This is a genomic window from Nonomuraea sp. B12E4 (assembly GCF_039871825.1).
GTDB lineage: Bacteria > Actinomycetota > Actinomycetes > Streptosporangiales > Streptosporangiaceae > Nonomuraea.
In genome coordinates, this window is record NZ_JBDPME010000043.1 from 1 (window position 1) to 13,273 (window position 13,273).

Consider the following 13,273-nt stretch of genomic DNA (forward strand, 5'->3'; position numbering starts at 1 on the left):
AGCACGGATGGTCGCACATCCGCTTCTATCGAGGGCTCCATGCTCTTGTCAGGCGATCGACGACACCTCCACATCCATGGTCATCCGATCGCTATCACCCGGTTTGCCTGCTGAGAAAACTTCACTACGCATTCGTTCCAGAAATTCGTCATGTGCGGCGAGTGGCGACCGCACCTGAACCACGCGCCGAAGGACGACAGCCGAACCTCGCGTACGGCGCAGGCCACGGCGGACTCGACGCCGACGAATACATCCCCAGAGCCGAGGCCCCGGAGCCTGACGGAGGCTCGTTCGGCCATTACCGGGTCAATGTCGAAACAGGCGAGTCCCGGCGTCGGCGAACTCTCCCTGAAACTCGGCGCAGCGGTCTCCCTCGGTGACGTACACAAGGGAAGGTGACCGGAGCCACCTGCGAAAGGACTTGAGCACCTCCATGAGCGGCGATTACGCTCACGGGCGTCCTACCTGTCATTTCCCGCTACGGAAAGTGACGGAACAAGAGCCTTGGAGGCGCCTGTGGCGATGCCGAAGAAGGGATCGCGGCTCATCACCGTCGACGGCACCGCCTACCGCTGGCGCGTCAACCGCACGCCGCCCCACAACGAGAGCGACGGCCCGGCCCCGCTCAGCTTCGCCGCCGAGCGGGCCGAAGCGCCGGGACGCGTTCTCGCGGTGACACTCCCCTGCGCCCGGCCGGACAACGGGCACGCCGCGCGAACGATCGCCGTCCGGCCCGTCCTCGTCAGCGGCTGCGTCCGGCGGGCCGTCGAACAGGGATGAAACTCCCGGCAACCCGGCCCGCCCTTCCCCCTCTGCCTCACCGAGGACGAACTGACCGGGCTCCTGGGCGCGCCGCCGCGGTATCTGATCCCCTTCCTCTGGGGCATGATTCCGGAGGGTGGCGGCATCGAAGACCTCCCCCGTGGCGTCCAGATCCGGTAGTCAGATGATGCCTCCCGCGACAGGAGGGATCTGAACAGGGCTTTGGCGACGGGTTTCGACCGAGACGAACCGACCAACTGACTGTTGTCCGGCTGCCATTGATCACGCTTTAATGACGATGAGTTTAGGCGGCCGTCGGCCCAGGGATGGGAAAGCGTGCGATAGATATTCGGGGAAACCGCGCCCGCACGGTCATGGGACGAGTGACGGCTTGGAGTCCACATGTATGACGAACCGGCACCGGCACCTTCCCTCGCCGCGCGTGCCTGGAGCCTGTTACGGCAGGTGAGGACGCTTTTCAGGCGGCGTCTGGTGGTGATCGTCGTTGTTGTGGCCGTACTGATATCCACTGTGGTGCTCGTGAACTACACCCAGGGCTGGTGGCCATGGGGCGGCTGCGAGACCAGAAGCACGGACGTCGTCGCCATGGACGACGAATGCGTCGGGTTGTTGGACCCGGCCGAGGGGACGTTGGTCCTGGGCGAGCAGTACCGTCCGGTCCTGGAGGCCATCGCGGCGGAGAACCGCGAGGTCGCCAAGGGCGAGGGCTACAGCACGATCGCGCTCATGGCCCCGATGGGCGCGGGCCCGCGCGGGCTCGTCGGCGATCGCGCCCTCCACCAGCTCGAAGGCGCGTTCATCGGCCAGTATCGCGCCAACCGTTCGGAGACGTTCCCCAAGATCCGGCTCCTGCTGGCCAACACCGGTCACGACGGCTCCAAGTGGCGGACGACTGTGCAGGCGGTACGCAGGAACGCCGCCACGGGTGCGTCGGGGAGCCCCGGACAGATCGTCGCGGTCACCGGGATGGGCCCGAGCCAGCAGGAGAGCATCGACGCCGCACGTGCCCTGGCCAAGGATCCCGGGGTCCCGATGGTCGCCGACTTCATCACCGCGGCCGGGTTCAACACCACCGGTGAGATCGACGACGGCGGCCCGATTCCCGGTCTCACCCGCACCGCGGTCAGCACCGCGGGCCAGTTGCAGGCCATCGCCGAGGAGTTCAAGAAGAAGAAGGTCGGCGGGAACGCGGCCCTGATGTGGGCCGACGTGACCCCGCAGGGAACCAAGGACCTCTACGCCAGTTCGCTGAAGGACGCCTTCCTCGACCCGAAGCTCGGGCTCAAGCCGTACGTCGACAGGTCGGGGCTCAGTTTCCCGTTCGACCCGCGGGGCGGTCCCTCGCTCCTGCGGACCATCAGCGACACGATCTGCGGGGCGAAGGTCGATATGATCTTCTACGCTGGCCGCCAGGCGTTCATGCCCACCTTCCTCAAGCTGCTGCGGAGCCGGCCCTGCCGATCCACGCCCATCACCGTGGTCACCGGGGACGACGCCCAGGACCAGAATCCGAACGACCCGTCCCTGCACGACCCGGAAGCGCCCATCAAGGTGATGTTCGTGCCGCTCGCCGATCCCACGCGACTCGACAACGAGGCCAATCCGGACCGCCAGCTCTACCGCGACTTCCGTAACGAGTTCGTGGCGCCCCACCACAAGGTGACCTTCCCCGCGGCGCACCTCGGCACCGGGCTGGCGATCCTGGCGTACGACGCGGTGACCGCCGCGGCCACCGCGGTTCAGAAGGCGGCCATCGGCGTGGACCCGTCCCAGCTCGCCCTGCCCTCCGCCGCGGCGGTGCGCGGGCAGCTCTACCTGTTCACCGGCACCAACGTCATCCGCGGCGCCAGCGGCGCCTTCACCCTGGACTCCAGGACCGGGGAACGGGTGAACGTCACCATGCCCACACCCGTGACTATCCCGTGACCACGACGATCACGATCAGCGCCACCGCCGCGGCGAGGAGCAGCAGCAGCCACCAGCGCGTGGCGGACATCCGGCTGAGCCGTACGCGCTCCAGCTCCCCCGTCGCGGTGAGGCGGAGGGCCACCGTACCGATCGTGAACCGGTCACCCGGCCGCAGGGTCGCGTAGAGAACAGGGCGGCCGTCGACGAGCGTCCCCAGGCCGTTACTGTGATCGTGCAGCCGGTAGCCCGCGCTCACCTTGCGGAGGGTGGCGTGCGCCGGGGCGATCCCCTCCCCGTGGACCACGATGTCGGCCGCGGGACCGCTGCCCAGCGTGGTGATCTCCTTCAGCGTTCCGAGGGTGACCGGCAGGGTCGGGATGTGCGGCACCGTCGCCTGCGCGATTTCCGACGGATACCCCACGAGGCGGCCGAGCAGCTCCATGGTGGTGGGCCGCCGCGCCGGATCCTTGGCGAGGCAGTCGGCGACCAGCGAACGCAGCGGCTCGGCGATCACCCGCACGTCGGGGGTCTCGGTCAGGACGCGGTTGATGATGACGGCCACGTTGCTCCCCGCGAACGGCACCCTGCCGGTGGCGGCGAAATAGACCGTTCCCGCCCATGCGTGCACGTCGGCGGCGGGACCCACTTCGAGGTCGACCCCCGCCACCTGCTCGGGCGCGAGATAGCCGGGGGTTCCCACGGTCGTGGTGATCGCGGCGGTCGCCTCCAGGGCCCGTGCGACCCCGAAGTCCACGACCCGCGGCCCGTCCGGCCCGATGATGACGTTGGCGGGCTTGAGATCCCGGTGGATGACTCCCGCGCCGTGGATCGCCGCCAGGGCGGTGGCCATGTAGGTCGCCAGGCGTTCTAGCGGGGCCCCCGACAGCGGCCCCTGCCTGTCGACGAGCTCCTGCAGGGACGGGCCTTCCACGTACTCGCTCACGATGTACGGCTGGTCACGGTCGATGGCGGCATCGATGATCATCGCCGTGTACGCCCTGGGCACCCGCGACGCGATGGCCACCTCGTCCTCGAACCGCTTGCGTGCCTTCGGATCGGCCGCCCCCTGCGCGTGGATCACCTTGATCGCGACCCGCCCCGCCTCGCCCTGCGCGAGATAGACCGTGCCCTGACCGCCGGCACCCAGGCAGCCGAGCACCTCGTAGGGCCCGATGCGCCGAGGCTCGCCGGTGTCCATTCAGACTCCCAACGTGACCGCGACGACGACGGCGATCGCCGCCAGGACGACGATCAGCACCACGATTCCCCCGTGCCGCCCGCGCGAACCGTCCCCGACCGCGGACCTCCCCCGCCGCCACGCCTCGCGCAGGTTGGAGTCGGTCTCGACGTAGATGCGTTCGGGTGTGACGAGCCACCGCCACGACTCGCCCGCCGCCTGCCATCGCGCGGTGTCCACCGATTCCGGCGCGCCCTCCAGGCTCTGCTTGATCAGGCGGAGATGCCGCGAGGGCAGGACCCTGGCGAGGGCCTCCTCGTCGAGATCCCACGCCTCGGCGCTCTCCTGGAGGCACCGCACGACCGCCCAGGCGAACTTGTAATAGTCCGATTCCGGGGTGAATCCGTCTTCCCCGGGGAGCTTCCACTGCTCGGGATCGACCTCGGGCAGGGCACCGCGGCCTCCGACCGGTAGGCAGGAGTCGCAGTCCAGCAGGTATACCTCGGGTGCCGGCTCGACGGTGAAGACGGCGTTGCGCAGTTGCAGGTCGCCCACCACATAGCCCTGGTCGTGCAGCCACTGCACCGTCGTGAGCAACTGGCCGAGGACGGCCAGCTTGTAGGGCGGCTCGTAGTAGCGCGTGCCGTACTGGTCGCGCAGGGCGTTGGCCCGCTCGGGCGAACGGGTCAGCTCATCCAGGTGCCGCGGCACCAGGCGGGTACGGAGCTCGACGAACATCCGCTCGGGGGCGGGCCTGATCAGGATGCCGGTGACCCGGTCGTTCCGGACCGCCGCGACCGGCCACGCGCACCGCCGATCGAGCGTCGCGCGGTCCTCCCGGGGAAGTTCGCGCCGCCAGCGCACCATGGCGAGCAGGGCGTCCTCGTCCAGCCCCGCCAGCGTCTCCTCGTCGTACCGTTTGAACAGGAACCGGCCGGAGACGCCACTGACCTCACACGGCGCCAGGCTGCGTGCCTGGCCGCCCGGGCGCAGGGAATAGGCGGCGACGTCCGCGGGCGGCGTCAGATCCGCTTCCTCGACCACATCTGGAGGATTCATCCTGCTTCCGCCGCATTCCTGTCACAGGACGGCCGTGTCGTGACGGCCCGCCCACAACGCCAGAACCGTCCGGTCGTCGTCGTACGTCGACAGCTGGAAGTCCACATCGCGCAGGAAGCTGCGCAGCGCGGGCGGAGAGCTCCACGATGTGACGAGCCGCTGGGCGAGCGTGCTGCCGCCGCCCCCCATCGCCGTCCCGAACCCGTCGCTGCACAGGATGAGCACATCACCCGGCCCCCAATCGATCTGCCGTTCGCGCAGCTCACCGAGGTCATCCGGCAGGGCGGAGGTGACGTTGCCCGGTCGCTGCCCCTCCGGTGGGAAGATCTCGGTCCACATCCCGTCGTGGAGCCACAGCGCCGGCGAGTCCCCGATGGCCGCGCAGGCGGCGACCCCGCGCCTGCCGTCCGCGGGGACCACCCCGATGGTCAGCGTCGTGGCGGGCGGATCCGAAGCCCCGGCGCCGTGCCTGCCGGCCGGCTGGCCGCGGAACCGGGCGGTGGCGCGCATGACCTCCCCGGCGACGGAGGCGAAGGCCGCGTGCCAGCCGGGGTCGGAGGTCAGGGAGAGCTTCGTGGCGGCGCGCACGGCCACCGCGGCGGCGTGTTCGGCGTGCAGCGTGCTCCCCAGCCCGTCGGCCACGGCGGCGATGACCCACCGTCCGTCGGCGCTCAGCCGTACGGCGTAGGCGTCCTGCAGGGGTTCGCCGCGATATCGATGGCGCCGGCCGCGGATGCTCACGGCGCGGACGGTGGTCTGCGCGAGCATGCCGCCGTCGAGCGCGACGCCCGGGGCGCGCGAGTCCGCCCCGCCCGCCAGCAGGACGGGCAGCGGCTGGGGCAGCGGACCGAGCGGCGCCCTCCCGCCGACCGAGGTGCGGGCCCTGCGTCCGAGCAGCAACTGCCCGAGAAGTACGACTCCGCCACCGGCGAGGCCGGACAGGATCCACATCGGCCAGCCCAGCACCCCCGTCCCGCCACCCTGCCGCGGACCGGGCGTCACGGTCACCGTCACAGTCGGCTCGGACGACGGACCGGGCTTGGCTCTCACCTGGCCGGTGCCGACAATCGGAGGTCGCGGGCCGGGCGTCGGGCTCACCATCACGGACGGCACCGGCGACGGACCGGGCACCGCCTGTCCCGTCCCGATGAACAGAAGTAATCCCGCCAGTGTCGCCCTGATCATCTCAGTTGCCGCATCCCGCCGGGTCCGCGCAGAACTGCCGTGTTCCTGTTGACCGAGGCGCTGATGCTGTCGGAGACGGCCTGCGCGATGCCGTGCAGCACGGTGGCCGCCCCGGTCGCGATCTCACCCGCGAAGGCCAGCACCTCGCCCCTGAGGCTGGTGGCGACCCGCCGCAGGGTCTCCTCCCGCACCGTCCCGAACCCGAGCGCCACAATGTAGGGCGCCGGCTCCAGACCCGCCAGCCGGTCGCGCGCCGGGCCCCAGATCTTGACGTCCTGATGGTGCTCACCGACGTACGGCTCCCCGTCCGTGATGAAGAAGACGACCGGCGCCCGCACGTCGAACTGCTTGGACAGCTTCCGGTTGTCCTTCTCGATGATCTTCACGAGCTCCCGGAAGACCGCCAGGTAGTCCGTCTGCCTGCCGGGTCTCAGCGCCGGAACCCTGATCGCGTCACACGGCCTGGTGAGCGGCAGCACCAGCTCGACCTTGTCCGAGAAGGACACCACGGCGACGTGCGCGGCCTCACTGACGCCGGGATCGCCCGCCTCCAGCTCGAACAACAGCTCCCCCACGCAGTTGGACAGAACCTCGAAGGGAGTGGGTCGTCCATCCTCGCGGGCGGTGTGCATCGAGTGCGACACATCGCACACGATGTAAAAGGGGAAGGCGCGAGGGCGCCCGTTAGCCGATCTCATCGGCTTTTCATCCTGATGGGGATTATCGGTCTTGGCAAGGTTGCGAACAGAAGGGTGACTTCTAGGGGCTCACGGCTTACAGACTGTATGCCCTCCTTCGTCCGCGAACCACCACCCAACCCCACTACTTCAGGAGCCGCCTTCGGGGACTCACCGGGCTGACGCAGCGCGGCCCGCCCGCGTCGTCGCTGTCGCCGTCGTCGCCGCCAGTCGCGAAAGGTGACGGGACAAATGCGCCGAGTAATGCCCGTCGGCTGGAGCCACGCCTGGAGCGCCCTCCACGCCGGCCATTGAGTCACATCCCATGCATCAGTATTTCGGAGGCAATCCGACAGCCCATTGATCTGCGCCATCGCCAACGCCTGGTTACCGGCAAGAATGGGAACCCGCAGCACATCGTCTGGTTCAGACCGCCTTGTCTGGACGCGCTCCGATTCGGATGTCAATGATGGATGCGTACCGCATTCGCCGCGTGCGAATGTGAATCGGGAGAGGAGAAGGCTTATGTATGCCGGACTTATGAGTGCACTCCGTCCCCCTCCTCGCCGCCGCCGCTACCGTTACCACTACCATTACCACTACCACTACCCCCGCCGTCGTCGTTACCGCTACCGCTACCGCCGCTTCTACTGAGGAGAACGCGGGTTCCAGCGTTTCGCAATACGCTGACCTGCGTTGACGGCTCCGGCGAGCACGAAATCCTCGGTCGGATCGGCCTCCTCGGGGCGGCCACCACGGCCACCCCGAGGAGGTAAATCGGGCGATCAGCTCCACGAAATCCCAGGCCCCGCACTCGCGCATGAGGGCCCTATTCCGATGTCCTTACCTCAGGATGAGGACTTCCACCCCAGGGGTCCGCTCAGGCAGAGGCATGTCCACCAGCTGCCGCGCCCACGACGTGCTACCCGCTCAACTTCACTGGGTGGTGGACGAGTATCTCTTGGGGTTCGCTGGTGATCCAGTCCCAGCCGATGATCGTGGAACGCATCAGGCGGGCGGCTGCCGACAGGTGGCCGTCGGCAGCCCAGAACAGGGTGAGTGTGCGCCGGCAGTCAGGGTTGTCGACGGCGATCCAGCGCAGCGGGGCCTGCACGGGGGAACGCCGGGCGAAACCGGGGACGAGACTGACGCCGAGCCCTGCGCTGATCAGGCCGGCGATGGCGCTGTGTTCGTCGACCTCACAGACGATATTTGGGGTGAGGCCACTCGTGGCGAAGAGCCGATCGAGGAGCCGGCGTTGCCAGTGCCCCGCGCGGGCGGTGACGAAGGGCTGGTCGGCGAGTTCGTCCATGCTCACCGACGCACGGCCGGCCAGCGGATGATCGAGTGGCGTGGCCAGCCCCACCGCCTCATCGAGCAACTGAACCGCCTCCAGACCGTCGGCCCGGATCGGCTGTGAGGCCACGCACAAGTCGACGTCCTGGGCTCGCAGGCGGCGGGCCATGTCCTCGGCCGGCATCCACTGGAGCCCGACCTCGATGGCGGGATGGGCTCGCTTGAAGGCCGCCAGCGGCTCGGTGAGCGTGAGGAACGTCTCCGACGCCAGGCGTACGGCTCCCAGACCCTCGCTGACGGCCTCAGCGACGGCCCGCCGTCCCGCGTCGAGCTCACCAAGGGAACGTTCGACGTAACCGAGAAAGAGCCTGCCCGCGTCGTTCAGCCGGAGCCGGCCGGCCCGATCGAACAGCGGCGTGCCCAGCTCTCTCTCCAACCGGCTGATGGTACGGCTCAGCGACGGCTGGGCGACGCGCAGCTCGTCGGCGGCGCGACTGAGGTGCTCCAGCCGCGCCACCACCACGAACTGCCTGAGCGTGTTCAAGTCCATCATGACTTCCTCATCATAACTACATAGCAATATTGATCTTAGACTAGATAACTCATACGTCATAGCGTTGGAGCGTTCGCGCATCAAGCACGGAATGAGGGGGATCCGTCATGACCACCGTGGCCAACGGCCTGGGGCCCGATGCCGAGCATCGGACGAAACCCACGGGATGGATACTGCGGGCCGTCGTCAGCGCGCACGTCGTGGCGATCGTCGGCCAGCCGGTGTTCGCCGGCGTCTACCTGACCGGTGACTACGACAGCTTGCGCTGGCACGCGGTCGGCGCCGACGTGGTCACCTCCCTCGGCTACCTGCAGGTCATCGCCGCGATCATGGTCTGGGTACGGCTGCGTCACCCGTGGCCGTTCCTGGCCACGATGGCGGTGGTGGCGGCCGAGACCGTGCAGTACTTCGCCGGCTTGGACGGCGCGTTGTGGCTGCACATCCCGGTGGGCGTGATGACCATCGCAGCGCTGGTCGTGCTGTTCATCGCCGTATGGCGGCAGCCCCTGCCGAAGAGGGAGGCCGGGCATGCGTGAGCCGACCAGGCGGCGGATGCTGGGCATCGGCGGGGCGCTCGGGCTGATGGCGGCCACCGGGCTGACGACCTCGGCCGCTCTGGCCCGCCGGCCGCCGATGACCGGTGCCGAACTGCGCAGCGCCGTACCCCTGCCGCCTCCGTTCCAGGTCCCGCTGCCGATTCCCGCGAAGCTGGCGCCGGTCAGCACCACAGGCGGCGCCGACCGGTACGAAATCACCCAGCGCGAAGCCAGCGCGGAGATCCTGCCCGGTGTCCTGACGCCAATGTGGACATACCAGGGCACCTTTCCCGGGCCGACGATCGAGTCGCGCCGCGGCCGGCCGATCACCGTGACGCATCGCAACGAGCTGCCCGTGCCCACCGTCGTGCACCTGCACGGCGGGCGGACCCCGGCAGCCTCCGATGGGTACCCCACCGACCTGGTGCTGCCCGAAGGCCGGCCGGAGGTCTCCATGCACATGTCGCACTCCATGCACATGGGGCACGGTTCCGAGCATGGCATGCACGATCCGCGGGCCGTGGTGACCGAACTGACGAGGGACTACACCTTCCCGCTGAACCAGCGGCCGACGATGCTGTGGTACCACGACCACCGGATGGACTTCACCGCCCCCGCGATCTGGCGCGGCCTGGCCGGGCTGCACATCGTCCGCGACGACGCCGAGGACGCGCTCGGCCTGCCCTCCGGGTCACGCGAACTTTCCCTCATGATCGCCGACCGTGCCTTCGCCGCCGACGGCACCCTCGCCTACCCCGCCCTCGACCCCACCCTGCGCGTACGGCCCGGTGTGCGCGAACCGTACCTCGCCGGGGTCCTCGGCGACGTGATCCTGGTCAACGGCGCACCGTGGCCCGTGCACGAGGTCGACGCGGCCCGCTATCGGCTGCGCCTGCTCAACGCCTCCAACGCCCGGCACTACGCACTTGAAGCGGTCATCGACGACGGCCGCCGCCTCGACCTCATCCAGATCGGCGCCGACCAGGGACTGCTCGCCGCGCCGGTCACCCACCGGCTGCTGCCGATGGCGCCCGCCGAACGCTACGACGTGGTCGTCGACTTCTCACGCGTCCCCGTCGGCAGCCTCGTCAGGGTGGTCAACCGGCTGGGCATCGGCCGTACCCGCGACATGATGGCCTTCCGCGTCGCCCGCAAGGCCACCGATGACAGCCGCATCCCCCGTACCCTGTCCACCGACCTGCCCACCTGGCGCAGGCAGGACGCCGTCAGGGTGCGCGAGTTCTCCTTCCGCGCCGGGCGGATGAACGGCGGCCACGGCTGGCTGATCGGCGGGCTGCCGTTCGACCCGGCCCGCACCGACGTCACCGTCCGTCTCGGCGACGTCGAGGTGTGGCGGCTGATCGCCGACGTTCACCACCCCGTCCACCTGCATCTGGTCGGCTTCCGGGTGCTCTCGCGCGGTGGCAGGGCGCCCCTGCCCCACGACACGGGGCTCAAGGACACCATCTCCCTTCGCCCAGGCGAAGCGGCGGAGATCATCACGCGTTTCGACGGCTACCGCGGCCGCTACCTCTTCCACTGCCACAACGCCGAACACGAGGACATGGGCATGATGGCCAACCTCGAGGTCGTTTAGGAGCATGACCTTGGGTGCCCAGGGCCACCTCTGTATTGAGCTTCTCACGTCCTCAGCTCGCGACGACTACCTTGCCGCGCGAGCACGCCCTCGACGACAGCCGGTCCGTCGCCCTGCCTGGCTGTTCCCGGTCCTGGCCGCCGGCGCCGCGATGGCACCGACCGTGAGGTGGTCGGCTCGCTCACTTGGAGCCGCGTAACCGCCGCCCGGACAAGGCCGTCAATCGCGTCCGTGGTCTCGGACGTTACCTCCGCTCTATGGAGAGACCTCCCTTTCATGGTCCGCGAAAGGCGATAGCTCGTGGCCCACGGGGAATCATGATCGAGCGGGTGCCAGCCGTACCGTCTGCTGCCGCCGGCGCGCGGACAGGTTGTCGGGATGGGAGCTTCCGGGTTGGAAAGGCGCAGGCATGCACTGGCCGCATGCCTGGTGGCGGCATTCATAACGGGCCTAGACGTGAGCATCGTCAACGTGGCCCTGCCGTCGATCCGCGAGCAGTTGCGGGCGACGGAGGTCGGGCTGCAGTGGATGTTGTGCGGATACGCGCTCAGCTTCGGCCTGGTGCTGGTCCCCGCCGGGCGACTGGGCGACGCCCGGAGTCGCCGAGCGCTGTTCCTGGCCGGCGTGGCGCTGTTCTCACTGTCCAGCGCGGTGTCGGGGCTCGCCTGGAGCATGTCGGTGGTGGTCGCGGGCAGGATGGTGCAGGGCTTGGCGGCCGGCCTGCTGACCCCGCAGGTCTCAGGGCTGATCCAGCAGTTGTTCCAGGGGCAGGAACGGGGCCGGGCCTTCGGTGCGCTCGGCGCCGCTCTCGGGATTTCCACGACCGCCGGGCCGCTGATCGGTGGAGTGCTGGTGACCGTGTTCGGGCCCGAACATGGGTGGCGCTGGGTGTTCCTGGTGAACGTGCCGATCGGGATCGCGCTGCTGCCGGTGGCCTGGCGGGTGCTGCCGGCACCGCGGCCGGCGCGCGCTGCCGGACTGGGCGTCCGCCGGCGGGAGAGCATGGATCCGGTGGGCGTGGGGCTGCTCGGCGTCGGCGTGGGCGGGCTGCTGGTGCCGTTCATCCACCAGTACCAGTGGGAGGGCAACGCCGAGTGGCTGCTCATCCCGGTCGCGTTGGTCGTGTTGGCGGTGTTCGTAGGCTGGGAGCGGACCTACCGTCTTGAACCGCTGGTGGACCTGACGTTGTTCCGCAGGCCGTCCTACAACCTGGGCACCGTCATCGCGCTTTTCTACTTCGCTGGTTTCACGGGCATCTTCTTCACCTTCACGCTTTATCTCCAGAGCGGACTCCACTACAGCCCGCTGATGGCGGGACTGTCCATCACACCGTTCGCGCTCGGCTCGGCCGGCGCCTCCGTGGCCGGTGGGCGGATCGTGGCGCGGGCCGGCCCGCGCCTGGTGGTCGTCGGGCTGAGCATCGTGACCGTCGGCCTGGTCGCCACAATGGCCATGACCGAGTTGGTGCCCGGCCGCGGAGTCGCTCTGGTGACCGCGCTCCCGCTGCTGGTCGCGGGCATAGGCAGCGGCCTGGTGATCTCATCCAACCAGGTGATCACACTGTCCGAGGTGCCGCCCGCCGGTGGAGGCAGCGCGTCAGGGGTGCTGCAGACCGGCCAGCGGCTCGGAACGGCGATGGGGAACGCAGCGGTGGGCTCGATGTTCTTCGGCAGCCTGCGGGACGGATGGCCGACGGCGTTCCGCCACGGACTGCTGGTGGTGCTGGTCTGCGTGCTGATCGCTCTCGCGGTCGCCGTCTACCACCTCATCCAAGACCTCCGGGCACAGACGAGCGGCTGGCACCGGCCTGCTCGCTGATCGTCCCTGACCACCTCCTTCCCCGAGGGGCCGCTGCGCCGCAAGGCGCTCGGCCTCAACGGCGCGCTGATGTCGGCCGGCTTCACGACCGGCGCGATCCTCGGCGGCGTGCTGACCGACCACTACGACGCCGGATTCCACCACCCGCACCCGCGGGGCGCCACCGCCGGGGAGTGGCCGCCCAACGTCACGGACGCGGAGCAGCCCTGCACGCCGGCTTTCCCGAGCCTGATATCTCGCCTTGCTGACTGTCGCAGGCAGTGCTGGATGATGTATCAGCGAACGAGCAGTATCAATGCGATGAAGGCCGCGAACACGAGGACCATGGCCGCAGCGATCGGGCCATGAGTGCTGGATCCGATGACGACACGGCCCCGCGTGACTTCCTGATTCAACGCACGGTAACGGACGGTGGCGTAGCCGAAGCCAGCGATTGCCGCGCATACGAGCACGCCGCCTGCGGAAAATGCGTAGACCTCGTTGTGTGAGCCGAACTTCGCCGCTCCCAGACCGAAGGCCATCATGGCCAAGCTCGTCCGCAGCCAGGCGAGGTAAGTGCGCTCGTTGGCCAGGCGCTCGCGAATCCGGAGATCGCCGGCTGAGATGGACGACTCGTTCACCGATTAGGAACTCCCGTCCGACCGATTGGGCCCTCATTGCGACCCGTTCAGGGCAAGCCATAAT

The 13,273-nt window shown here is 68.9% G+C and carries 11 protein-coding genes; 5 read left to right on the forward strand and 6 right to left on the reverse strand.

Going from position 1 to position 13,273, the window contains the following annotated elements:
• Window positions 1-516 precede the first annotated feature (516 nt).
• A complete protein-coding gene (locus tag ABGB18_RS45590) occupies window positions 517-780 on the forward strand; it encodes a hypothetical protein (protein ID WP_347701950.1) in 264 nt (87 codons plus the stop codon).
• Between the two features lie 492 nt (window positions 781-1,272).
• On the forward strand, window positions 1,273-2,709 hold the full coding sequence (locus ABGB18_RS45595; protein ID WP_347701951.1) for a hypothetical protein: 1,437 nt from the start codon (window positions 1,273-1,275) through the stop codon (window positions 2,707-2,709).
• Here the strand turns inward: ABGB18_RS45595 and ABGB18_RS45600 are convergent.
• From ABGB18_RS45600 to ABGB18_RS45620, 5 genes are all read right to left on the reverse strand, one after another.
• Window positions 2,699-3,889, reverse strand: a complete 1,191-nt coding sequence (locus ABGB18_RS45600; RefSeq protein WP_347701952.1) for an FHA domain-containing serine/threonine-protein kinase — start codon at window positions 3,887-3,889, stop codon at window positions 2,699-2,701. The genes ABGB18_RS45595 and ABGB18_RS45600 overlap by 11 nt on opposite strands.
• Window positions 3,890-4,927, reverse strand: a complete 1,038-nt coding sequence (locus tag ABGB18_RS45605) for a hypothetical protein (RefSeq protein ID WP_347701953.1) — start codon at window positions 4,925-4,927, stop codon at window positions 3,890-3,892. It lies immediately after the preceding gene.
• A 21-nt stretch (window positions 4,928-4,948) separates the two neighbouring features.
• Complete coding sequence (locus tag ABGB18_RS45610; RefSeq protein WP_347701954.1) at window positions 4,949-5,935, reverse strand: protein phosphatase 2C domain-containing protein; 987 nt, start codon at window positions 5,933-5,935, stop codon at window positions 4,949-4,951.
• Between the two features lie 173 nt (window positions 5,936-6,108).
• Window positions 6,109-6,810, reverse strand: a complete 702-nt coding sequence (locus ABGB18_RS45615) for a vWA domain-containing protein (RefSeq protein ID WP_347701955.1) — start codon at window positions 6,808-6,810, stop codon at window positions 6,109-6,111.
• Window positions 6,811-7,711: 901 nt separating this feature from the next.
• Window positions 7,712-8,638: a LysR substrate-binding domain-containing protein gene (locus ABGB18_RS45620; RefSeq protein WP_347701956.1), complete on the reverse strand. Its 927-nt coding sequence runs from the start codon at window positions 8,636-8,638 to the stop codon at window positions 7,712-7,714.
• Window positions 8,639-8,745: 107 nt separating this feature from the next.
• Here ABGB18_RS45620 and ABGB18_RS45625 point away from each other — a divergent pair, with 107 nt between their 5' ends.
• The 3 genes from ABGB18_RS45625 to ABGB18_RS45635 all read left to right on the forward strand — a co-directional run bounded on the left by ABGB18_RS45625 (window position 8,746) and on the right by ABGB18_RS45635 (window position 12,589).
• Window positions 8,746-9,174, forward strand: a complete 429-nt coding sequence (locus tag ABGB18_RS45625; protein ID WP_347701957.1) for a hypothetical protein — start codon at window positions 8,746-8,748, stop codon at window positions 9,172-9,174.
• On the forward strand, window positions 9,167-10,771 hold the full coding sequence (locus tag ABGB18_RS45630) for a multicopper oxidase family protein (RefSeq protein ID WP_347701958.1): 1,605 nt from the start codon (window positions 9,167-9,169) through the stop codon (window positions 10,769-10,771). The genes ABGB18_RS45625 and ABGB18_RS45630 overlap by 8 nt, the downstream gene beginning before the upstream one ends.
• A 378-nt stretch (window positions 10,772-11,149) precedes the next feature.
• Window positions 11,150-12,589, forward strand: a complete 1,440-nt coding sequence (locus ABGB18_RS45635) for an MFS transporter (protein WP_347701959.1) — start codon at window positions 11,150-11,152, stop codon at window positions 12,587-12,589.
• Window positions 12,590-12,864: 275 nt separating this feature from the next.
• On the opposite strand, the gene ABGB18_RS45640 is transcribed toward ABGB18_RS45635, so the two are convergent.
• Window positions 12,865-13,209 carry a DUF202 domain-containing protein gene (locus tag ABGB18_RS45640; protein ID WP_347701960.1) on the reverse strand — a complete coding sequence of 115 codons (345 nt, stop codon included), beginning with the start codon at window positions 13,207-13,209 and terminating at the stop codon, window positions 12,865-12,867.
• Window positions 13,210-13,273: the final 64 nt, after the last annotated feature.